Origin of the sequence: Streptomyces sp. NPDC051578 (genome assembly GCF_044454045.1) — a bacterium.
GTDB lineage: Bacteria > Actinomycetota > Actinomycetes > Streptomycetales > Streptomycetaceae > Streptomyces.
This window is the reverse complement of sequence record NZ_JBITDH010000003.1, coordinates 485,331-507,893: the sequence shown is the minus strand read 5'-3', so window position 1 is coordinate 507,893 and position 22,563 is coordinate 485,331. Positions and strand designations below refer to the sequence as shown.

General features: G+C 72.5%; 16 protein-coding genes. 6 read left to right on the top strand and 10 right to left on the bottom strand.

Translation table 11 applies throughout. The features are described 5' to 3' along the window. Positions 1–48: 48 nt before the first annotated feature. Genes ACIA6C_RS18410 through ACIA6C_RS18385 form a run of 6 tightly spaced genes read right to left on the bottom strand, consistent with a single transcriptional unit; the run spans position 49 to position 7,698 of the window. Positions 49–2,331 carry an acyl-CoA reductase gene (locus ACIA6C_RS18410; RefSeq protein WP_399277309.1) on the bottom strand — a complete coding sequence of 761 codons (2,283 nt, stop codon included), beginning with the start codon at positions 2,329–2,331 and terminating at the stop codon, positions 49–51. Further along, the gene (locus ACIA6C_RS18405) at positions 2,225–2,746 is read right to left on the bottom strand and encodes a hypothetical protein (RefSeq protein WP_399277031.1); all 522 of its coding nucleotides are present in this window, start codon (positions 2,744–2,746) and stop codon (positions 2,225–2,227) included. Before ACIA6C_RS18405 ends, ACIA6C_RS18410 begins: the two co-directional genes overlap by 107 nt. Further along, positions 2,743–3,891, bottom strand: a complete 1,149-nt coding sequence (locus ACIA6C_RS18400) for an acyl-protein synthase (RefSeq protein ID WP_399277029.1) — start codon at positions 3,889–3,891, stop codon at positions 2,743–2,745. The genes ACIA6C_RS18405 and ACIA6C_RS18400 overlap by 4 nt, the downstream gene beginning before the upstream one ends. After that, positions 3,888–5,033 (bottom strand): GNAT family N-acetyltransferase, encoded by a 1,146-nt coding sequence (locus tag ACIA6C_RS18395; protein ID WP_399277027.1) that lies wholly within the window; start codon positions 5,031–5,033, stop codon positions 3,888–3,890. The genes ACIA6C_RS18400 and ACIA6C_RS18395 overlap by 4 nt, the downstream gene beginning before the upstream one ends. Next, positions 5,030–6,403 carry an MFS transporter gene (locus ACIA6C_RS18390; RefSeq protein ID WP_399277025.1) on the bottom strand — a complete coding sequence of 458 codons (1,374 nt, stop codon included), beginning with the start codon at positions 6,401–6,403 and terminating at the stop codon, positions 5,030–5,032. The genes ACIA6C_RS18395 and ACIA6C_RS18390 overlap by 4 nt, the downstream gene beginning before the upstream one ends. Further along, positions 6,400–7,698 carry a phenylacetate--CoA ligase family protein gene (locus ACIA6C_RS18385; protein WP_399277023.1) on the bottom strand — a complete coding sequence of 433 codons (1,299 nt, stop codon included), beginning with the start codon at positions 7,696–7,698 and terminating at the stop codon, positions 6,400–6,402. Before ACIA6C_RS18385 ends, ACIA6C_RS18390 begins: the two co-directional genes overlap by 4 nt. Before the next feature lie 231 nt (positions 7,699–7,929). Between ACIA6C_RS18385 and ACIA6C_RS18380 the strand changes: the two genes are divergently transcribed. Together ACIA6C_RS18380 and ACIA6C_RS18375 are read left to right on the top strand one after the other, a co-directional pair. Continuing rightward, positions 7,930–8,475, top strand: coding sequence for an RDD family protein (locus tag ACIA6C_RS18380; RefSeq protein ID WP_399277021.1), 546 nt, complete (start codon positions 7,930–7,932; stop codon positions 8,473–8,475). A 186-nt stretch (positions 8,476–8,661) separates the two neighbouring features. After that, on the top strand, positions 8,662–9,030 hold the full coding sequence (locus ACIA6C_RS18375) for a hypothetical protein (RefSeq protein WP_399277019.1): 369 nt from the start codon (positions 8,662–8,664) through the stop codon (positions 9,028–9,030). Positions 9,031–9,127: 97 nt separating this feature from the next. Here the strand turns inward: ACIA6C_RS18375 and ACIA6C_RS18370 are convergent, their stop codons facing one another. Next, a complete protein-coding gene (locus ACIA6C_RS18370) occupies positions 9,128–10,525 on the bottom strand; it encodes an alpha/beta hydrolase family protein (protein ID WP_399277017.1) in 1,398 nt (465 codons plus the stop codon). A 170-nt stretch (positions 10,526–10,695) separates the two neighbouring features. Here ACIA6C_RS18370 and ACIA6C_RS18365 point away from each other — a divergent pair, with 170 nt between their 5' ends. After that, entirely contained in the window at positions 10,696–10,878 is a 183-nt protein-coding gene (locus tag ACIA6C_RS18365) for a hypothetical protein (RefSeq protein WP_361126752.1), read from the top strand. 81 nt (positions 10,879–10,959) lie between these two features. Here ACIA6C_RS18365 and ACIA6C_RS18360 read toward each other — a convergent pair whose 3' ends face one another. Then, complete coding sequence (locus tag ACIA6C_RS18360) at positions 10,960–11,532, bottom strand: TetR/AcrR family transcriptional regulator (protein ID WP_399277015.1); 573 nt, start codon at positions 11,530–11,532, stop codon at positions 10,960–10,962. A gap of 141 nt (positions 11,533–11,673) precedes the next feature. Between ACIA6C_RS18360 and ACIA6C_RS18355 the strand changes: the two genes are divergently transcribed. The 3 genes from ACIA6C_RS18355 (at position 11,674) to ACIA6C_RS18345 (ending at position 15,685) form a co-directional block, all read left to right on the top strand. After that, positions 11,674–12,465, top strand: coding sequence for an SDR family NAD(P)-dependent oxidoreductase (locus tag ACIA6C_RS18355; protein ID WP_399277013.1), 792 nt, complete (start codon positions 11,674–11,676; stop codon positions 12,463–12,465). 148 nt (positions 12,466–12,613) lie between these two features. After that, positions 12,614–15,121 (top strand): CehA/McbA family metallohydrolase, encoded by a 2,508-nt coding sequence (locus ACIA6C_RS18350; RefSeq protein ID WP_399277011.1) that lies wholly within the window; start codon positions 12,614–12,616, stop codon positions 15,119–15,121. Between the two features lie 9 nt (positions 15,122–15,130). Next, complete coding sequence (locus ACIA6C_RS18345; protein ID WP_399277009.1) at positions 15,131–15,685, top strand: GNAT family N-acetyltransferase; 555 nt, start codon at positions 15,131–15,133, stop codon at positions 15,683–15,685. A gap of 79 nt (positions 15,686–15,764) precedes the next feature. On the opposite strand, the gene ACIA6C_RS18340 is transcribed toward ACIA6C_RS18345, so the two are convergent. Continuing rightward, positions 15,765–16,226 carry a hypothetical protein gene (locus ACIA6C_RS18340; RefSeq protein WP_399277007.1) on the bottom strand — a complete coding sequence of 154 codons (462 nt, stop codon included), beginning with the start codon at positions 16,224–16,226 and terminating at the stop codon, positions 15,765–15,767. After that, positions 16,223–22,387 carry a DNRLRE domain-containing protein gene (locus tag ACIA6C_RS18335; protein ID WP_399277004.1) on the bottom strand — a complete coding sequence of 2,055 codons (6,165 nt, stop codon included), beginning with the start codon at positions 22,385–22,387 and terminating at the stop codon, positions 16,223–16,225. The genes ACIA6C_RS18340 and ACIA6C_RS18335 overlap by 4 nt, the downstream gene beginning before the upstream one ends. Positions 22,388–22,563: the final 176 nt, after the last annotated feature.

Below are 22,563 nucleotides of genomic sequence, written 5' to 3'. Positions count from 1 at the left end.
CCGCACCGGAGGTCTTCGCCACCGGGGTCCCGTCGAGCGCCGAGCCGCCTAGCGGCGGGCGTCCACCACCGCCAGGAGTTTTCCGCTGGTCGGGCTGCGGTCCAGCGAGGCGCCGTCGACCGCCTCGACCACCAGGTCCAGCAGTCGTTCGGTCACCGCCGCGCGGAGTTCCGGGTAGCCGCTCAGGAAGACCTCCCGGAGCCGGGCCGGGTCCGTCGTCCCGCCGCGCTCCACCCGCACGGTGAGCCGCTCGCGCGCGTCCGCCGCGTCCAGCCGTACCTGCAACTCGCCCCGGTGGCCGCCCTGTTCCTCGGCCAGGGTGAGGATGCGGCGGTGGTTGAGGAAGTACGTCGCCACCCGCATCACGTCACCGGTGCGTCCCATCAGCTCGAAGCGCGGCGCGTGCCGACCGCAGGCGCACCGGCCCGGTACTTCCCGCCCGAGGTCGCCTATCAGGTACCGGCCCAGTTGCTGGCCGCGCCGGGAGTGCGTGGTGAAGACCAGCCGGCCCGTCTCGCCCGGGGCCACCGGCCGGTCCTCGGTCAGGTCGACGATCTCCATCGTGTGCAGGTCGGCGTGCAGGTGGTGGACGCCGCCGGAGCTCTCGGTGCACTGGTACCCGAGCGGGCCGAGGTCGGTGCTGCCGTAGGTGATCGAGTGGACGACCTCGATGCCGAACCTTTCCTTGAGGGCGCTGCGCTGCTCCTGCGTGAAGTGCTCGCCACCGTAGAAGATCTTGCGCAGGCCGCCGTACGCGCGCAGTGCGTCCTCCTCCGCGTGCAGGAGCTGCCAGAGGTAGGAGGGCATGCCGAACAGCGTGTCGGCCCCGTGGTCGATGAGGGCCCGGGCGGTGGCGCTGTGGTCGGGCCCGGCGGACAGGGGCAGTTGGACTCCGCCCAGGCGTTCCAGTACGGAGAAGAAGCTGATGAAGCTGCCGTACATGGCGCCGCAGTAGAACAGGTTGGCGGTGCGGTCCCCGACCGGGTCGTAGCCGGCGGCGAGCAGGCCGCGGGCGGCGGCGTGCATCTGGGTGTCGTAGTCGTCGTAGCTGAAGACCGACAGCGCCGGCGCGCCGGTGCTGCCGCCGCTGCGGAAGAACAGCTCGGCGTCGGCCCGCGCCAGGTGCCGACCCTGCTCCCGTACGTCCTCCTTGCCCAGGAGGGGTCCCGTCGGCTGCGGCAGGAGGAGGGGGCGGGCGAGGTCGTCGAGGCAGGCGGTGGTCGCGAAGCGGGCCGGGTCGGCCTGCACGGCCACGCGGCGGCTGTAGCGCTGCAGGGCGTACACGCCGTCGTGGGGTTCACCCGCGTAGCTGTCCAGCATGGAGCCGACCGGCGTCACCCGGGTGACGCCCGCGGCCAAGGCGGTACGGGCGAGCTCGGCGATGTCGGTGGGGCTGCCCGCGAGGCCGGCCGTCTGCAGGTAGCGGCGCATCGGGCGCAAGGTGGCGATCATGCGCTTGCGGGGCAGTGGTTTGACCCACACGCTGCGGTGCAGGGGTGAGGCGGCGAGCGGCGGGCGGATGTCGGCCATGACCCGCCACGAGCCGTCCGGCGCGGCGAACACACGGGTCAGACCGAGGTGTTCCTCCAGCCGGGCCACCAGTTCGGTGGTGGTCAGCTCGGCCTCCTGGGCGGGGTCCGGGTCGTCCGCCCCGGCGGCGAACGCGGCCGGCGGCCGGGAGGCGAGGGCCGCGGCGAAGCGCTCGGCGAAGGCGAACACCTCGCCCGCGTCCTCGGTGTCGAGGTAGACGACCTGGGGGCTGGAGCACGCCTGCTGCTCGTGCAGGCACACGTCGGCCGCGAGGGCGTCGAGGGTGCCGGCGTCGGACCAGGCGTCGGCCGTGAGGTAGGCGAAGGAGATGCGGTGTCCCCACTCCACGAGCCGGCAGCCGGGCGGTACGTGAGCCGCCACCCCTTCGACGGCGCCTTCGCCGCCCCACACGGCCACGGCGTCCGCGGGTGCGCACATCAGGCGCAGCCACTCCTGCCTGGAGGACGGGAAGCGCAGCACGACGATCCGCGCGGCCAGTGCGCCGCTGGGGTCCAGGGCGGCGAGTTCGGCCATCAGGTGCTGTGTCAGCAGGGTGTCGGCGCTGCTGGTCTTGAGGATGTTGACGTTTCCGGCGAGCAGGCCTTCGACGATGCTGAGCGGTGCGACCGTCGCGCTGTTGCCCGGGGCGATGTGCGCGACCAGGCCGACGGGGGCCCAGGCCTCGTAGACCGTCTCACGCGGATCGGCCCGGTTCATCCGCCCGGGGGTCGCGCTGCCGAGCTCCCGGCGAAGCTTGCGGGTGAGCTCGCGACGGCCGAGGGCGCCGCCGAGTTCGGCCAGGACGGCCGGGTCCTCCCCCTTCGGGAAGGTGGGGGGCGAGCCGGGCGTGTACGGGGTGGGCCGGGTCGCACAGGGCGGTGGCGAGGGCGTCGCAGGCGGCCAGGACCGTCTCGGTCTCCAGCACCGAGGCGAGCGCCGCCTCCACGGCGGCCGGCAGGTCGGCGAGGCGGCGCCCGGCCTCCACGTCGCGGATGAAGGCGCCCTGCCAGTAGTGGTGCGCGACGCCGGCGTCGTGCCGGTCGTCCGGGGACGCGGCCCCGCTCCCGCGACCGTTCGCGGTGGGGGTCCCGGTGTGGGTCTCGGTGGGGGTCTCGGTGGGGGTCTCGGTGTGGGTCTCGGTGTGGGTCTCGGTGTGGGTCACCTTGTCGGTCGCGGTGCCGGTCGCGGTGTCGGTCGCCGTCTGGATCTCGCTCACGCCATTCCCTTCATCAGTTCTGCTGCGGCCACCGCGCAGCTGCGGTTGCGGCTCACCCCGGCGCGGCCGTGGACGGTGAACCAGGGGGTCTCCAGCTCGCACCCGCAGGCGTCCCCCGGCCGGAGGGAGGCGAGGTCGCCCATGACCACGCTCTGGGCCGGTACCGAGGTGATGTACGGCGACACGAGGTGCAGGTAGCCCGGCTCCCCGTAGGGCACGGGTTCGAGCGTGCGGGTGGACAGGACCGTCACCCGGGACCAGACGGGCGCGTGCAGCCGGTGGTGGTCGCACTCGATGTACGGGATGCAGTGCTCCACCGATCCGAAGGTGTCGCGGATCCGTTCACCGGGGATGCCGAGCTGCTCGGTGACGCGCGCGTACAGCTCCTCCTTGCCGATGCGCCGGTCGGCGTGTCCCTTCCAGCCGCCGCCGAGGACGACGAGGGACCCCTCGGGCAGGCGCAGCGGGGGCAGTCCCATGGACCGCATCCGCTCCAGGGTGAAGAAGAGGAAGGCGGGGAAGCCGAGGATGCGGACCGGGGCGTCCTCCCGCTCGAAGCGGCGCAGCGCGGCGATGCAGCCGAAGGGGTCGAACTCGTGGTCGCCGCCGGTGTTGCGCAGGGCGTATTCGACGCTGCGTGCCGGGGCGAAGTCGCACAGGTAGTTGTCGGTGAAGGCCGTCCCGAGGTTCAGGGAGGGGGCCGGTTCGTAGCTGTACAGGAGGTAGTTCACCTCCTGGTCCGGGGTGATCCACCCGTTGCGTTCGAAGATCCGGGCGACCATGCGCTGCGCGGAGCGGATGGTCCAGTGGTCGAAGAACATCTGCGACTTCTGGCCGGTGGTTCCGGAGGAGGTCAGGTGCAGCTCGACCTCCTCGCGCGGGATGGAGAGCACCTCGTGCCGCTTGAAGAAGTTGGCGTGGACGAGCGGGGCCCGGTACGGGTGCGCCTCGGGGGTGGCTTCGTACAGGGAGCGGAAGAACGGGGAGCGTTCGGCGTGCCAGGCGTTGGTCTCGGCCATGGCGGCGGCGAACAGCGCGTCCTGCTCGGGCCCGTGGGCATAGGGGTCGGTCAGGTCGCACAGCTGTTGTACGTGCGGCAGGAGGGCCGGGTCGGGTACGGCGACCGGCGCGAGATGGGGGTTCATGGGGCAACCTCGGATGGTGTGGGCAGGTGGGTCGACGCCCAGGCCGACACGTAGCAGTCCAGATACGGCTGGAGGGACGGTTCGACGGCGACTCCGCGGAAGTCGATCCGCTCGCTGGAGCGGGACAGGACGGCGTAGTCGTGGAAGCCGTCGCCGTCCGCGCGCATCGCCGGGTACAGGGCTCCGGCGACGAAGCCCTGGGCCAGGAAGGCGCTGAGGGCTTCCGTGTGGGCGAGGGGGACCAGGGCTTCCACGTAGCCGGCTCCGGCCCGGGCCAGGGCGCGGGTGACGGGTGCGAGGTGGGCGGCGGCCGCCGCGGGGTCGGGGTGGGCGGTCAGCAGCGAGCAGTACCCGCCGGCGCGGTTGAGATAGGCGTACACCTCGAAGCGGCCGTCTTCGGGGGTGAGCAGTACGTTCGGGGTGTGCAGGGGGTAGAACCAGCCCTCGGCGCCGGGGAACCGCTCGCGGAAGCGGCGTCGTACGAAGGCCGGTGCCTCGATCATCTCCAGCCGTTCCGCGGCCCCTTGGGAAGCGGGTTCCCGGAACGGGCCGGAAACGGCCCTGACCCCGGGGTAGGAGATGCCGAGCGCGTCCTCGCAGGTGCGCAGCAACGGCATGACGGGTGCGGGGACTTCGGCGACGGGGATCCGGCGGCCCAGCACCCCGGCGGAATGACGCGCGTAGAGTGCGAGGCTCTCGCGGCTGCTGAGGTCCACCGCGTTGGGCAGGATGCCGAGCGGGCGGAAGCCGTTGCGGGCAACGACGCGCTGCGGCCCGGCGCTCACGGTGCGCACGGTCGCGTAGACCGAGTCCAGTCGCCCGGTGTCGAGCATCTCGGTGCACAGGGCCCCGGTCAGCGCGGCGGCCAGGCCCCCCGAGCGGTGCCCGGGGTGGACCGCGATGCCTTCCAGGCGGCCGATGCGGCTGCCCGCGTCGCCGCGGATGACCGCGGATGCCGTCAGGGCCCCGGTGTCGGGGCAACGGCCGACGAGCCAGAGGGAGTGCGGGTCGGCGATGAGACGGGCCATCTCGGCCGGGTCGGTGCCCAGGGCGACGGGGTAGTGCGGCCCGTAGACGGCGTAGTAGAGCTGGCGCAGTTCGGCGATGTCCTCGCGCGTGGCCGGTTTGATGAGGGGGCTCACCGCACACCCCCGACGGGTTCCGCGTCCCGCTCCGGAGCCGACCCGGGCGGCGGTGCGGGCGTGCGGGAGCCCAGGAGGGCCAGCGCGAGGGCGGCGGGGAGCAGGCCGGCGCCCTGCACGAGGCACAGGGTGCGGGGCGAGAGGAAGTCACCCGCCGCGCCGAAGAGCAGGGACGCCACCGGTAGCGAGGAGCCCAGTACCGCCTGCATCACGGCGAAGAAGCCGGGCTTGTCGGCCGTGGGCACGAGGCGCTGGAAGAGGGCGACGAACCGGACGCTGACGGCCCCCGCGCACCAGCCGGACACGGCCAGGCAGCCCGCGATGACCGTCCGGTGGGCGACCAGCCCGGGCAGCGCCAGGGCGACGGCCATGAGGCCCAGGCAGTAGGCGCCCGCGACGGTGGGCCGGCCCGGTACCCGGGCGCCGGTGAAGGCGCCGATGAGCGCGCCGGTACCGAGGGAGGCCTCCAGCAGGGCCACGGTGGCCCCGTCGCCGGAGAGGACCGAGCGGGTGTAGAGGGGGATGACGACGAAGACGGCGGTCGTGAAGAGGTTCGCCGCGGTGAAGCAGATCAGGATCCGCCGCACGTACGGCAGTTCGCGCAGGATGCCGAACAGCCCGCGGCGCCGGGGCGCGGCTGACGGGGCGTCGGCCGGGCCTTCCGCGGCGCCGGACGGCTGGGGCGCCGTGGTGCGGAAACGGGCGCTCGCGACGAGCAGGGCGGCGCCGAGGTAGGCGGCCGCGCAGCCCGCTGCCAGCCCGGCCACGCCGATGCGGTCGACGGTCAGGGCGCCGAGCAGCGCGCCGCCGAGGCCCGCCAGGGACTGGGTGGACAGCTCGAAGCCGGTGGCCGCCTCGATGTCGGCGTCGTCGACGAGTTCGGGCACCGAGGTGGTCAGACAGGGATCGAAGAACGCCTGGCAGGTGGCCAGGGCGAGGGCGGCGGCGTACACGGCGGTGAGGGGCAGGGCTTCGTCGTGCGCCCACAGCGCGAGGGCGCACGAGGCGGCCCCGGCGAGGGCGGCGGCGGTCCGCAGCACCGAGCGGTGGGCGTAGCGGGCGATGGCCCCGGCCACGACGGGCGCCAGCGCCACGGCGGGCAGCGTGCAGGCCGCCATGAACAGCCCCGAGGCCAGGCCCCGGGCGTCGTTCACGGCCTGGGCGACGATCCACCAGGAGACACCGACCTGGAACATGCGCACCGCGGCCTGGGTGAGGACCTGGCCGAGCCACACGGCGGCGAAGGCGCGGTTGCGCAGGACCAGCGGCGTGCGGCGGCCGGTGGCCCGGGCACCCGACTCGTTATCGGCCTCGTTGATGACGGCGGGTGCGCCCGGAGACGAAGGCGCGGGTGAAGGCGTGGCGGTCATGCGGTGGGCCTCTCGTCGAGGACGCGTACGAGCTTGCCCGTGCGGGGGTTGACCGTGAGGTCGCGGTGGCGTGCCCACTCCACCGACAGGGGGTGCACGAACCCGGCGCGCACGCTGTCGGGGTAGAGCGGCCGTACGGCTTCCAGTTCGGCGAGGACTGCTTCGGCCAGGGCCGGCAGGCCGTCGGCGGGTTCGCCGGAGGTTGCGCTCGCGGCGCCGTCGTCGCCCGGGGCCGTCGCCAGCCGAAGGACCAGCCCGTCCCGGCCGTCCCAGCGCCGCACGACGAGCTGCAGGCCGACCACCCGCCCGGCGGTGTCCGCCGCGGCGACCGCGTTCTGCACGTCCTGGGTGTAGAGGGAGACCGGTCCGACGCGTACGCCCTCCTCCGCGCGGCCGAGGATCCGGAAGTGTCCGGGGCCGGTGCCGGTCCATTCGGCACGGTCACCGGCGGGGAACCGGATGATCGGCATCAGGCGGCGGAAGAGGCTGGTGACGACCACCCGGCCGGGCCGGCCCGGCTCGGTGACGGGCTCGCCGGTGACGTCGTCCAGGATCTCCACGACCGTGTACGGCGAGAAGGGCCGGTGCACGCGGGTGTCGGAGCCGGGCACGGGGCGGCCGAGCAGCCCGGCGTCGACGCTCGCGTACCCGATGGAGCGTGCCTCGGCGCGGGGGAACGCGGTGGCCAGCAGGCGCCGCTGGTCCTCGAACAGGGCCTCGCCGCCGAAGAAGAGCAGCTCCACCGAGTCGAGCCGGACACCGCCGGAGACCACCTGCTCGGCGAGCCGGCACAGGGTGGTGGGCGTGCCGGCCAGGACCTGCGCGGAGAGTTCGTCCAGCGCGGGGAGCGTCGATTCCGGACGGGCCCCGCCGCCGATGGGCAGCCGGACGTTGTCCACGGGCGCGTGGGCGAGCGAGTCGAGGACGAAGAGGAAGCTGGCGTACAGCTCTCCGGCGTAGAAGAGGTCGGCCACGCGGTGCCCCGGGCGCAGACCCGCGTCCACGAGCCCCTGCCCGAACGAGGTGACGAAGGTGCGCCACTCGTCTCGCGTGTAGACGGAGAACTTGGGGGACCCCGTGGTGCCGCCGGTCTTGTAGACGGTGGCCTCACTGAGCGGGCCGGTCAGTACGCGGTTGTCGCGGAGGGTGTTGGCCGCCCAGAAGTCCTGCTGGTCGATCACCGGCAGGTCGGTGAGACGGTCGGTGTCCGGCGGCAGGGATGCGTAAAGGTCGCGGTAGTAGGGCGAGTTGTGACGGGCGAAGCGTATGAGGTCCGGGAGGTGCTGGGCGGACATGGGCCTTTGCCTAGGTGACGGGAGAGGGAACGGAAGGAGGAACGGGGCTCTGACGCCCCCGCCTTCTCGAATGCGCGCACGAAGCTGACGCGCGGTCATGATGATGAAACATCAATGCGGTTGTCACCAAATCGACCAGGATTTCCGGCCAATCGGGCCAGATTCAACAATATTTGCAGTCAATAGGATGAGCAGTGCACAACGCAGACAGTTCTCCGCCAGGAAGGCACCATGTCGATCCCCCCGCAGCACCCGCAGTACCCACAGCAGGCTCCGTACCCGCAGTACCCGCAGTACCCGCCGCCCTGGCAGTCCTCCCCCGCCGGGGCGCCGGCGGGCCCGGCCTACGGAGTGCCGGCCGGCCTGGCGAACATCGGCGCCCGGTTCGGTGCCCGGGTGCTCGACGTGATCTTCTGGTACATCGGGTACTTCGTCCTGGCCATCCCCGTGATGATGTGGATCGACGCGGACGGCGGCGCCCCCGCGGTGACCGTGCTCATGGCCTGGCTCGTCACCTCATTCGTCCTGTACTTCGCCCTGCCGGTATGGAAGTTCGGGTCCACCTTGGGCAAGCGCATCTGCGGTATCCGGGTCGTGCGCCGGGAGAGCGCTGCCCCGATGGGGTTCTGGCGCGCCGCCGGGCGTGAGGCGTTCTGGCTGGTGGCCGTCGTCGTACCCGGCCTGGGATTGCTCAACCCGCTGTGGTGCTGCTGGGACAGGCCGTACCAGCAGTGCCTGCACGACAAGGTCGCCGACAGCATGGCCGTCGTACGCTGAGCACCGGCCCCGGGCGCGGGTCCGGCGCGCGTCCACCCCAGGGTGCCGTCGCTGCCCGTCGGGATTGATCAGAGGTCGCCCACTCGACGGCGTTGACCAGCCCACGTGCTTCGTCGACGATGCTCCAAGGCCCGACGGTCCGGATTCCACCGGGCCGGATCCGGGCCCCGGAGAACAGGGGAAAAAGTGACGACGAACAGCAATCCGCGCAAGCGCCCCGTAGCGGCGGCTCTCGTACCGCTCTTCGTACTGACAGGGCTGCTGCTGGGCCCTGCGGCCACGGCAACGGCGGCCGTGCCGGCCGCCCGGCAGGCTCCCGCCGCAGCGGCTCTCGCGCAGCACGCCCTCCCCACCGGCGCCAACGTGGCGGCCTCTCTCCACGCGGCGCCGGCGTCCTCCCCCGTCAAAGGCACCACCGGGAACAAGAAGAGCAAGAAGAAGAGCAAGAAGAAGGGCGGGCTCTTCGCGAAGCTCCTGATCGTCGTGCTCGTCGTCATCGTGCTGCTGGTGGTCCTGTACGGGGTCCGCCGGGCCATGCGCCGCAGGTCCGCCTAGGTCTGTCGGGCTGCGCTGCCGGGCGGTCCCGGGCGGTCCGGGGCGGTCCGGGGCGGTCCACGACGCGCCGACGGAGCGGGGGCTCGTCCGCCGCCGTTCAGCGTCCCGGCAACGTGTGCTGGAGCCAGTCGAAGACGACCTCGCAGTGCAGTTGCGGGGCCATCGGGGAACAGTGGAGCTGTGCGCCCTCGGCCGCGGTCAGCTTCAGGTAGTCCTTGGGCCCGGTGAGCGCGTCGTATATCCGGCGCGGCTGGCCGGGGTAGAACTGCTCGTCGTCGTAGTCCAGGACGAGGGTGGGTGCCTTGATGCGGCCGACGACATCGGTGATCGCCAGGGCGCGGATGCGGGTGGCCGGGGTGTAGAAGTCCGTGAACAGCTTGCCCTGACGGGCTTCCAGCATGCCCGGCGCGGAGAACGGTTCGAAGCGCTTCTTCATGACCGCGGCGGCGGCCGGGGGCAGTTCGGGCACGACCTCCTTGTTCCAGATGTCGTTGGTCTGCTCCTTGCCGGGGGTGAGGATCTTGCGGATCTCGGGCGGGAAGCCGAGCCAGGGCTCGATGCAGCCCGGCATGGCCACCAGCGCCGCGATCCGCTCGTCGAAGGCCGCCGCCCGCGGGGCGAGATCGCCCGCCATGCTCAGACCGGTCAGGGCGATCCTGCGGGGGTCCACGTCCGGGCGGGCCGACAGCCAGTCGACGAGGGGGCTGACGACCTTCTCCCAGGTGGGGGTGAACACCACGCGGTCGACGAAGAGCAACTGCCCTTGGCCCGGGCCGTCGTAGACGAGCGCGTTCCAGCCCCGTTCGAGGGCCGCCGGCACGCCGTAGGTCCACATGTCGACGTTCTGGCCGTCACTGCCGTTCGTCAGGATGACGGTGGGCCGGGGGGTGCTCTCCTCGTCGGGCCGGAAGAACCACACCGGCAGCGGCGTACTCCCGTAGGGGACGGTGGCCTTCACCGCGGCCGGCTCACACAGGTCACAGAAGGTGTCCCAGGCCTTCCGCCCGGACCTGTAGAGCTGCTCCTCGCTGCCTGGGGCGTCGGAGCCGAGGACGAAGAACAGTGCCTGGCCGTAGTACTGCGCGGCGCGCAGCGCCCTGAACCGTTTGGTCTGACTGTCGGCCGGTGCTCCCGCGGGCGCCGTGAGGAGCCGGTCGCCGAGCTTGCGGAAGGTGTCGACGTACGTCTGGGCGGACAGGCCGGCTCCGTTGATCGTGTTCACGGCGGTGAGGACTTCGCCCACCTCGCTGCTGCCGGCGCCGGCAGCACCGAGCGCCAAGAGCCCGTTGAAGTTGTAGGCCGGGTCCTGGAAGAGCGTCATCACGCCGGGGGCGGGTCCGCCGGTGGGCCGGCCGGGGGACGTGGAGCCGCTGGGGCTGGGGCCCGGCGCGGCGGGTGCGCCGGCGGGAGCGCACCCTGCTGCCAGCACCGCACCGGTCCCGACGGTGAGCAGGGTACGCCGCGTGGGCCCGGGGTCGTTCGGTACGCGCTTCATACCGCCCGAACCTAGCGACGATCCGCAGCGCCGACCTCCCGCCTGGTGCGAACGGCGGAGGGGCTGCCGCCGGTGCGGGTGCGGCGGCGCCCGGCGCTGCCGGGACGCGCATGTCCGCCGCCCGTCGGGGCAACCGCTCGGCAGGGTCTTCGAGGCTGGAGGTGCCGGGCATGACGAGCGCTAGGGTGGTCGACCATTTCCCCGCCGGGGGGCCGCGGGGCAGCTGGCCCGCCGAGGAGGCCGCTGCCGAGCGGTGCGCACGGGGTGAGGCGGCGCGGGTGGTGATGGACCTGGAACGCGACGCTTTCCTCGTCGTGGTCGGCGAGCAGCCCGCGGCCACCACCGGGGTCTGACACGACGCGAGCCGGGCCGGGCCGGAACGGTGCCTTCGCCGGGCTCTACGGGGTTGCGCGGGACGATGCCTTCGCCGGGCTCTACGGGGTCTGCGCGGGAGCGAACCGCATGAGGACCAGCAGGGTGTCCACGAGGTCCTCGGCGGGGGCTCCGGTGGCCAGGCGGCGCAGCTGCTGGCCGAAGACCAAGGCGACCGCCACGCCGGCCAGCCGTCCGGGCTCCGGCACTCCGAGTTGGGTCAGGATCCGGGTGGCCAGCAGGTCGTAGGCGGCGAAGCACTCGGCCGCGGCGGCACGCAGCCGTTCGTCGCGGCCGGCCTGGACGTACAGCTCGAAGGGCGCGATGTGGCGGCTGTCGAAGGCGTTCCCGCCCGCGACCTGCGCCACCACCCCGGCCGCCTGCCCGATGTCGAAGTGCTCGTCGGTGCACTCGTCGGCGAGGGTCGTGAAGTGCCGGGTCTCCTCGGCCACGAAGTGCAGCAGGCTTTCGCGCAGCAGCTCGTGCTGGGTGGCGAAGTGGTAGGTGACGGAACCGAGGGAGACTCCTGCCTCCTTCGCGATCCGACGGTTGGTGACGGCGGCGATTCCGTCCTGCCCGATGATCCGCAGTACGGCGTCGATGATGTTCTGGCGGGTCTCGGAGGCATGGGGCATGACCGCATTCTGCCCCACGGACCGATGGCAGCGCCCTTACGGAGCCGCGGAGTTGGGGACGTCCGGGGTGTGGACAGCCTACCGGGCAGTCCCTATTGTTCGTTCGAACGAACAGTAGAGGGCCGCCCCACAGGAGTGATCGTGGACATTTCCGGATCGAACGTTCTGCTCACGGGGGCCACCGGAGGCATCGGCTCTGCCCTGGCCGCGCGCCTGACGGCGCAGGGCGCCCGCCTCACGGTCAGCGGGCGCCGCCAGGACGCCCTCAAGTCCGTCGCCGACGCCTGGGGAGCCCGCACGGCAGTCGCCGATCTGGCCGTCCGGTCCGACGTCGTCCGTCTCGCCGAGACCTGCGCCGGGACGGACGTCCTCGTCGCGAACGCCGCCCTGCCCGCCAGCGGCGACCTCGGGGACTACACCGAGGAACAGCTCGACCGCGCGCTCGACGTCAACCTGCGCGCGCCCGTCCTGCTGTCCCGGTTGCTCTCGGCGCGGATGGTGGCCCGCGGCCGCGGCCACATCGTGCTGGTCGGTTCCATGTCCGGCAAGGCGGCGACCAAGTCGACCTCCCTGTACAACGCGACGAAGTTCGGGCTGCGCGGATTCGCCCTCGCCCTGCGCCAGGAACTGAGGGGCTCGGGGGTGGGCGTGTCCCTGGTGCAGCCCGGGTTCGTCCGCGGGGCCGGGATGTTCGCGGCCACCGGCGCCACCCCGCCCAAGGGGCTCAGGACCGTGTCGCCCGGGCAGGTCGCCGACGGCGTCGTACGGGCCGTGCACCGCGACCGGTGCGAGGTCAACGTGGCGCCGCTTGAGCTGCGGCTGCTGAGCGCCGTCGCCGGGCAGTTCCCCGGCTTCGCCGAACGGGTCCAGGCCCGCATGGACTTCGACGGCTCCGTGCGACAGATCGTCGAAGCCCAGCGCTCGCACCGCTGAACGCCGGCGGCCACGCCCCGCACGGCGGGACCGCCGGCTCGCCCCCTCCGCTCCCCTCCTCCCCCGTCCCCTGCCCGGCTCCGTCCGGACCCGCACCCGTACACCTGCACGCCCTTCCTTTCGCCTCATGTGAACGGAGAGCACAGCTGTGTCGAGTGAACACCTCCCGAACACCCCCGGCGCCCCCGTGGGCCCAGTCGGCCCGGTCGGCCCGGTCGGCCCCGTCGGCGCCGGCCCGGTGGTCGAGCGCAGGTCGCTGCTCCGATTAGGGGCGTTGCTGGCCGCGGGCGGGGCCGCCGCGCTGCTGCCCGCACCGATCGCGCACGCCGCGACCAGGGGCCAGGGGACCGACACCGTGACCACCACCTACCAGGGCCGCGCCCCCAAGGGCAACGACCAGTGGGCGTACGTCGCCTTCGACGTCCCCGCGGGGGTGCAGCGGATCTCCGTCGACACCTCCCACGACGCCGCCGCCGGCGTCCTGGACCTCGGCGTCTTCGGCCCCTCCGGCTTCCGCGGCTGGTCAGGAGGGGCGCGGGCCGGCTTCACCCTCTCCGCGGCGGACGCCACCCCCGGCTACCTGCCCGGACCGGTCGAGCCCGGCAGCTGGTCGGTCATCCTGGGGCCGATGGTCGGCGCCGACGGCGGCATGACCTGGCAGGTCGACGTCACACTGCACTTCGGCGACCCGCTGCCCCGGACCCCGTACGACCTCCTGCCCACGTCGCTGGCGGGGCGCGGGCCGGGCTGGTACCGGGGCGACCTGCACCTGCACAGCGTGCACTCCGACGGCCAGCGCACGGTGGACGAGATCGTCGCGGCCGCCCGCCAGGAGGGGCTGCACTTCATCGCCACCTCCGACCACAACACCAGTTCCACCGGTCTGGCCTGGCGCGGCAACGTCCCGACGGACCTGCTGGTCGTCAACGCCGAGGAGGTCACCACCCGCCACGGGCACTGGCTGGCCGTCGGCCTGCCCCAGGGCGAATGGGTCGACTGGCGCTACGGCCCCGCGGACCAAGGGGCGTTCGAGAGTCACGCCCGGCGCGTGCACAGCCTCGGCGGACTCACCATCGCCGCCCATCCGCTCACTCCGGCAGCGGGCTCCTTCTGGGAGTTCGGCCTTGACCGCGTGGACGCGCTGGAGGTGTGGAACGGGCCGTGGACGCTGGACGACGCGGCCAACATCGCTGCCTGGCACGTCATGCTGTGCCTCGGCAAACGCGTCGCGGCCGTGGGCAACAGCGACGCCCACAGCCCTGCCGACGCCGTCGGCCGGCCGCACAACGTGGTGCACGCGACCAGCCTCTCCACGCCCGCCCTGCTGGACGCGCTGCGCATGGGCCGGTCGTACGCCATCGAATCCGCCGCCGTGAGCGTCGACTTCACCGCGCGCACCGGCTCGGCGATGGCGGGCCCCGGCGAGGAACTACCCCTGTCGTTCTTCGACACCGTCGACGTGACCCTGGACGTGACGGGCGCCCCGGACAGCATCGCCACGCTGTACACCGAGTGGGGCATCATGGCCGCCACCTGCATCGACTCCAGCGGCAGCGGACAGTTGCGCTGGCGCGGCTGGGGCAGGGCCTGCCTCTTCGCCCGCGCCGAGGTGCGCCGGCCCAAGCCCGCCTCCACCACGCTGGACCAACTGGTGGCCCTCACCAACCCGGTCTGGTTCTACCCGGCGCAACTGCCCCCGTACGACGTCGAGCGGCGCGCGCTGTTCCACACCGAGCGCCGCCCCGACGGATCGTGGAGCGGCATGCGTCCGCTGCCGGGGGCCGACGGCGGCGCGGCGTCCTTCGCCGGGGTGCAGAGCGCCGTGGCCGGCATGGCAGACGGTTCGGCGGTGGTACTGGGCATCGCGCCCGACAACGGCCTGTGGCTGACCGTCGTACGGGGTGCGCTCACACTCCGGCCCTGGCAGCGCGTCGCCGGACCGGACGGCGCGAGCTCCTTCGCGGTCCGGGATGCGGACCTCGCCGCCTTCCCCGACGGGACCTGCCAGATCGTGGTGACGGCCCTGGACGGCACCGCCTTCCACCAGCAGCGGCGGGCCGACGGCTCCCTGCCCGGGTTCCGGCCCGTGCCCGGGTTCACCGCGAGCGGCCGGTGGGGCGCGACGAAAGTGTCGGTCGCCGCCATGCCCGACGGGTCCGCCCAGCTGCTCGGTTACGGCACGGACGGCGCCATGTACCACTGCGTTCGCGGACGGGACGAGACGTGGACGGCCTGGGGCCGTCTGGCCGGCTACAACGGCGCCCCGACGTTCTCGGGTCCCGCTCGACGGGCTCGTGTACCACCAGCAGCAGCGGCCCGACGGCTCCTGGACCGGATTCCAGCCGCCGCGCGGCGTCACCACACCCACCATGGGAGCCAGCGCCCTCGCGATCGCGGGAACACCGGACGGCTCCGCGCAGATCGTCGCGGTCGGACTGGACGGCCGGATCTGGCACGCCCTCAGGAAGCCGGACGGCACCTGGACCCCCTTCGCGCAGGTACCCGGCCCGAACGGCCGGGACCCCTTCCCTGCGGGGCAGGTCCGCATCGCCTCCCTCCGCGACGGCACGACGCACCTGACGGCCGTCAGCGCCGGCTAGGCCGCCAACCGGCCGGCCCGCTAAATGGTTTGCCGCCGGGACGGGCGGGCCGGTAGAAAGCCCGCATGCTGAGAGGTGGCGAGGTCGGGCTCAGGGCCCGGCACGAGGAAGACATAGCGGTCCTGCGGACCGAGCTCTACGACGACGTGGTCAACTCCGCGCGGGCCGAGGGCGGGCCGTGGCGGCCGATCTCGCCCGGCTCGAAGGATCCGCGGCTCGTGGTGGACGACAAGGATCAGGGGAACGTCCGGTTCTCCGTCGTGGAGCTGGAGGCCGGCACGCTCGTCGGGTCCGCCGCGCTGTGGGGCATCGACACCCACAACCGGTCCGCGCACATCGGGCTGGGGTTGCTGCCGTCCTGCCGCGGCAAGGGCTACGGTACCGACGTGGTGGCGGTGCTGTGCCACTACGGTTTCGTCGTGCGCGGCCTCCAGCGGTTGCAGATCGAGACGCTGTCGGACAACACCGCGATGCTGCGCTCCGCCGAGCGCAACGGCTTCGTCCGGGAGGGCGTGCTGCGCTCATCGGCGTGGGTGATGGGCGAGTTCATGGACGAGGTGCTGCTCGGGCTCCTCGCCCGGGACTGGAAGCCGGAGCCGGCGGCCGGGGCCGCGGCCTGAGCACACCGGTGGCCGCGAATGCCGACCGCCCCCGACCGGAGTCCGGTCGGGGGCGGTCGGCGTGGTCAGGCGGCCGGGCTCACAGGCCGCCCACCGTGTACGTGTCGTAGATGTCCAGCAGGTCCTCCTCGGCGTCGAGCCAGACCTCGGGCGGCATCCGGCACACCAGCGCCGTCAGCCGCAGCAGGGCCTCCAGTCCCGGCAGCCGGTCCCGGTCCGCGACCGGCTCGGCCCCGGGCCACTCGTCGGCGAGCGCCCGCAGGCAGTCCCGCCGGGCACGGCCCGCGTCGGTGCCGGGCCGGTCGTCCGTCACGTGCCACAGGCGGCCGGCCGGTACCGGCCGGCACGCGGCGACCACGCTCCGGCGCAGCGCCGGTTCCGCGTCCTGCCACGAGGCGGGGAGGTGCAGGCCGGCCAGGGCCGTCCCCGCCGCCTCCTCCGCCTCGTCCAGTCGGTCCGCCGGCACGCCCAGCACGGTCAGCCCGTAGGGGGGCTCACCGTGCCAGTGCAGCAGACACACGGTCCGCGGACCGTCCGTCACACGCACATCTCGCTCTTGCCCTGCAGGTAGTGCTTGTCGTAGTTGTAGACGGTGCCGTAGATCCGGTGCCCCGAACCGTGCGGGCCGCTGGCAATCATGAAGTCGCCCACTCCCTTGTAGTAGTAGCAGTGTCCGTGCGGCGCCCAGTTGGCCACAGCGCGGGCCTTGTACTTGTTGCTTCCGGACTCGTAGCCGGTGTCCATCTTCTCCCAGCCGTACCAGCGGGACCGGTAGAGCGTGATGTGGATGGAGAAGCTCGGCACCTTCTTCTTGCACTTGAGGTCGGCGTGCACGTTGATGCGTCCGTGGACGGTGTGCGAAGGGTGCGGGTAGTCCACGAAGGCGCCGCAGCCCCACTTGTTCGCCCCGTACTGACCGGTGAGGTCGGTGCAGTTGACACCATCACCCGAGCAGTACTCGTACGGATTGGCGTTGCCGCCGTACACCGGGTCCACCGACAGGAAACGGCCCGTGGAGGGGTCGTACTGGCGTGCACCCATCAGGACGACCCCGGCCGGGGTGCCCGAGTCCCGCTGCTGCGCGGCGAGCCAGTTGTAGCGCGCCGACGCGGTCCCCTCGCGGACGTTGCCGTACTCGTCCGTGTCGGCCACCGACAGCGGCTTCTGCGGGTCGAGCGGCAGTGCGACGCCCGCGTCGCCGTGCAGGTCGGTGAACTGGAGGACCGTGTCGCCCGCGGTTCCGGTGACGGCGGCCAGCTCTCCGGAGAGGCCGGTGACGTTGCGGCTGCGCAGGTTAGCGGCGACGTCCTCCACGGTCCAGGTCGGGTTGTCCGACGCGTCCCGGTAGTGGTTGACGGAGTTGACCGACGCCGTGACGGCGCCCTGGGCGTCGAGGGTCTCGGCGGTCCAGGAGCCCAGGCGGCCCTGCGCGTCGAGGTTCCACGTCTGGCGGTGGCCGCCCGACGTCTGCTGGCGGACCAGGTCGTTGGCGTAGTAGCCGAAGACCGTGTCCGGCTTGGTGAGGGTGCGGCCGAAGGCGTCGTACGAGATGCCCGTGCCGGTCAGCCGGTCCGAGGCGTCGTACGTGTAGTCGGTCGTCGTGGACGCCGGTGCGCCGTCCTGGTCCCGGGTCGAGACCAGGCGCGTGCGGTTGGAGTCGGCGTCGAAGCCGTACGTGCGGTGCTGCTGCCCGTACGCGCCGGACTCGTCGACGTCGGTGAGCCGGCCGGTGCGGTCGTAGCGGAAGCTCTGGCCGGTGCTGGCGCCCGCGCTGCGGGCGCCGGAGCCGGTCTGGCCGTAGACCGTCGGTACGGCCACGTCGGTGAGCAGTGACGCACCGTCCGCGTCGCGGGTGTAGGCGCGTGACGTGGTGAAGCCAGTCTCGTCGGTGACCGTGCGCAGGGTGTAGCCGCCGGGCAGGGTCTCGTTCGCGACCTCGCCGGAGGCGTCGTAGGTGGCGCCGAAGGTCCCGGCCACCGAGTCGGTCAGGGAGGTGGGCAGTCCGCGCGGCTCCTTGGCCGTGTCGTAGGCGTACGTGACCGTGGAGGGCGCGGAGTCGGCGACCTTCACCATCCGTCCCAGAGGGTCGTACTCGGTGGTGGTGACGTTGCCGGCGCCGTCGTCGTAGGAGACCTGGCGGCCGAGCGCGTCGTAGCCGTACGCGGCCGTCTTGCCGCCCGCGGTGACGCTGGTCAGCTTGCCGTTCACCGGGTCGTACGTACGGACCGTCTCGGGCACGGCGGTGCCGAGGCCGCCGGTGACGGCGGTCCGGGTGACGCGTCCGGCGTCGTCGCGGGTGACCTGCGTGACGCGGACCTCCGAGCCGGCCTTCTCGGTCGTCTTGGAGATCTCGCCGTGGGCGTCGTACTCGTAGACCGAGGTGGTGCCGGCGGCCGGATCGGCCGGGCCCTCGGAGCAGACCTTGTCCGCCCACTCGGGGCGGCCCCCGCAGGTACCGGTACCGGCCGCCGTGTAGTACGAGGTCACGCGGGTGGCTGCGGTGCCGCCCTTGGGCAGCGTCGTGGAGACCACACGGCCCTGGGCGTCGTACGCGGTGCTGGTGACGAGGTTGAGACCCGCCGGGTCCTCGGCCGCCTTGAGGGGCAGGCCCTTGGCCCAGTCGTACGTCGTCGTGCTGGTGCGGGTGTCGAGGTCACCGCCCGCGCGGCCGGGCACGAAGGCGCCGGTCGTCACGGTCGTGGGCTGTCCGCTGACGGCGGCGTCGGCGGGCCGGCCCTCGTCGTAGGCGGTGGCGGTGTGCAGGCGCGCAGGGACCTCGCTGCCTGCGGGCAGGTCGGCGGCGCCCTGTTCGAGTTCCACCTGGTGCAGCGGGCCGTAGGAGTGCAGCAGTCGGAGCCCGTCCGCGCTGTACTCCTTGGTCTCGGCGAGCAGCGCGGCACGCTCGGCGGTGCCGGCGTCGGCGATGCCGAGGTCGGCGAGCCGGTCGAGGGCCGGGCCGGAGGTGGCGAGGGCCAGTTCCCGGTTGGCGGCCGACAGGGTGTACACGACGGCGCCGTCGGCGTTGTAGCCGGTGGTGGAGATGTGGCCGCCGGGCTGGGCGGTGTTGACCTCGCGTCCGGAGGCGTTGACGTAGGTGACGGCGGCCCGCTTGTAGGCGGTGGCCGTCAGCGCCGAGCCGTCGTTTCCGGCGGGCACGGAGTCGGGCGGGAACACCGCGGTGGCGTCGGTGGGGGCGTCGGTCTGCCCCCAGGCGGCGATGTCGGCGGCGCCCAGCTTGTAGGGGGCGTTCGCGCCGGTCAGCGGGACGTTGTAGACGACGGAGTTGGTGATGGAACCGCCGTCGGTCACCGTCTTGGAACCCTGCGCGAGCGACGGGCGGGACGCCTTGAGGAGCATTCCGTCACCGGCGGCCGGCGAGGTGCCGGCCTTCCCGTAGGTGAAGGTCCACGGGAGCTCGGTGCCCGGCATCATCCAGTAGACGCGGTTGCCGGTGTCGTACGAGTACTGCACCTGCGTGGCCTGCGACAGGCGCGGGTCCCACTGCTGGCGCAGCCGGCCGTCCTTGTCGTAGCGGTACGTCGAGACGGCCTGGCTGGTGGCCGCGGTGGCGCCGGGCGCCGTGGCCCACCGGCGGATCTCCTTGACCTGGCCGGCGAAGTCGCCGAAGTCGGCGGCGGTGGTGTAGCCGGTGGCCGTGGTGGCCGTGGCGTACACGAACTCCAGGCTCTCGCAGCCCGCGGTGGCGGGGGCCGAGGCGCAGGCGTCCGAGGTCGCGGCGGTGCTGGGGGCGATCAGGTACTTGGGCCGGGCGAGCACCTTCGGGCCCACGGGGACCTTCTCGGAGACCACGCGGGTGGTGGTGTTGTCGGTGGGCAGCTTCGTGGACTCGACCTGCCAGGTGTCGGCGGCCGGGTCGACCTTCTTGAAGACCGTGGTGGCGCCGTCGTCGTCCGTCAGGGTGAAGGTTCCGGTCAGCTGGCCCGTCAGGGTGAGCTGTTCGGCGCCGTCCTCGGGCTTCCAGCCGCCGCCGGAAGTGGCGGTGAAGCCGATCGTGCCCTCATCCATCAGCACCTCGACGGAGGTCCCGGAGGTCTTGCGCAGGCCTGTGTAGGACGAGTCGGTGATCTCGGCGTAGACGCCGGACACCCACTCGGGTCCGAAGATCCGCACCTGGCCGTCGTCCTCGGCGTGGCCGTCGCGCGAGTAGGCGGTACGGGTCACCGCCGTGCCCGCGCCGTCCGCGTCCGTGGCCTGGAGGGTGAAGTCACCGGTCAGGCTGTTGACGTAGCCGGGGCCCACGGGGAGCGAGGGTGCGGCGCCGGCCGCGCGGTCGACCGTGACGGACACCTCCGGGGAGGCCTCGGTGGTGGTGGCTGCGCTGAACACGGCGCGCACGTCGACCGGCCCGTCCTCGGGCAGGGTGGTGGTGATCTCCCAGGTCAGCGGGGCGGGCTTGCCGCCGCTGACCGCGACCGGCCAGGCGGAGAGCGCGGCGCCGGTGGAGTTGACCCGCACGTGAGCGGGGGGCACGTCCTGCCACTGGTCGGTCTCACCGCGGCGGAACTGGTAGCGGACCCCGGTGTAGGAGGTGTCCCCCTGGGCCATCAGGCCGGTGCGGCGGGCCGGGCGTTCGCCGTCGCCGGGGGTGGTCAGGGCCGCGCCCTTGCCCGCGTTGAAGACGTAGGCCGTGTCGGCGGAGACGTTGCCGGCCGCGTCACGCGTGTGGGCGGTGACGGTGTGCGCCCCGGCCTTGAAGGTGAGGGTCTTGGTGACGGCCGTGCCGGTGGTGGCGGCGGTGGTCCAGGCACCCGAGTCGAGCCTGTACTGGATGTCCTTCACGTCGCCGGTGGGCGGTGTGAAGGTGAAGGGGCCGCTGAAGTCGCCGCCCGCGTCCGGGGTGCCCGACCACTGGCCGGCCGGGAAGGCCGTGGAGGACACGGCGGTGTTGGCAGGCTTGGTGGTGTCGACCGTGAAGGTCTGCCAGGCGGACCAGGTGCCGTTGGGGGTGGTGCCGTCGGACACGGTGGCGCGCCACTTGTAGCTGCCCGGGGCCAGCGCGGTGGCCGGGGTCCAGGGGGCGTTCGTGCCGGAGGCGGTGAAGGCCGACTTGCCGCTCTGCACGGCGGTGGTGCCGGTGGACGTCCAGATCTCGTACGAGAGCTGGACGGTGTTGCCGTCGGCGTCGGTGGCCTTGGCGGTCAGCGTGGGGGTGGTGTCGTTGGTCGACGTACCCGACAACGGCGCGACCGGCACGGCCGCGCCGGGCTTGGTGTTGTAGTTGACCGTGAGCGAGGGCTCGTAAGCGGCGTTGTGCGCGCCGTCGGTCTGATTGGCCGAGTAGTAGCGGCGCCAGGTCAGCGGGTCGCTCTCGTCCACGGCGGCGATGCGCACGCCGTAGTTGGGCTGGCCGTCGGCCCACGCCTGCACGATCGCGTCGACGTCCCAGGACACCAGGCCGGCCGGGCAGGAGGAGTTGTAGCCCTTGGCCGCGGTGGAGGTGACGGCTCCGGTGGCGGTGGTAGCCGGCTGGTTCGACCAGGTGATGGCCGAGGGATCCCAGTCGGCGGTGATCCGGCGGACCTGGTTGCCGGAGTTCGCGGTGGAGCAGGTCGAGGAGTAGGTGGAGTAGAGCCGCAGGTCCGTGTCCAGGATCTGCTTGCCCTTGTACTTGTCGACGTTGAACTTCAAGAACGAACGGGCCTTCTCGGCGCCGTTGTACGTGCCCGACTTCAGCTCGGTCGAACCGCGCTGGGAGGTGAGGTAGTCGTCGTACTGGATCCAGGTGTCGGTGACCGGGCCCATGAGGGAGTCGGTCGGGTCGATCGTCACCGGGTACGTAAGCTTGGGGTCGTTGAGGAACGCCTGGCTCGGCTTGAGGACCATGACCTGGCCCCGGCCGTCCTTGGCCTGCTCGACGTCCACCTCGACGGGGGCGATGTGCTCCGCGTCGCCCGAGGCCCGGTCGTAGGAGGAGTCCCACATCACCGGCGCGGGGGCGGTGGCCTTCGCCTGGCTCTTGTCGTCCTCCCAGCGCAGGCGCTTGTCGTCGGTCTCGGTGAGCCGCAGGCCGCTCGCCTGGACGGGTATGCGGTACTCGACGGGGCCCTTGGGGCGCTCGTGGAGGACGACCGAGTGGGAGAAACCTTCCTTCAACGCGGTGACGACCAGGTCGCCGCCGCCCGCGACCGCGTTCTTGTACGTCGCGGTGGAACCCTTGAGCTCCGGCTTGGGCAAGGTGCCCGTCCAGCCGATGCCGAGCGAGTGCCGTCCCCGCTCGACCTCGACGAGCGGCTCACCGGAGCCGCCGTCGGAGAGGGCGACGTCCGCCGCGGCGGCCTTGGGCTTGATGGCGCCGCCGGACTGGACGAGGTGCGTATCGATCGGCTGCCAGGCGCCCTTGGCGTCCTTCACGCGTACCGGGCCCGAGAAGCTCTCCACCGAGGTGGTGCCGTTCGGCTGGGCGTACGTGGTGGTCGAGTCGGTCCGCTCACCGGTGATCTCGATGCGGCGGTGCTGGAGCCGGGCCATCAGGAACGCGGAGGCCGCGTCGGGGGCTTCCGCGGCGGCGGGGCCGGTGCGGGGCGCGGGGGCCGGGGCGGTGCGGGCGGCCGGTACGGCGACGGCCGGTCCGTCCAGCACCGCCACGGTGCTGAGGACGGAGACCACGATCGCGGCCCGGCGTATCCATGGCGACGAGGCCCTGGAGCGTCGGCCTGCGGCGGCAGGGGGGCGTGCACTCATCTGGCTGGGAGCTCCTCTGGTCAAGGGTTGAACCAGGGGAAACTAATGCCTGCACGCGGCGCGCGATCGCGATCAATCGGACAGAGGGGACAGTGGCTCCAGGCTGTGATCAAACTGTGTTGGAACCAGAGCGAATTTCTGGATTCCTCTTCTCGATTCCCCCCTGCTTGAGGCCC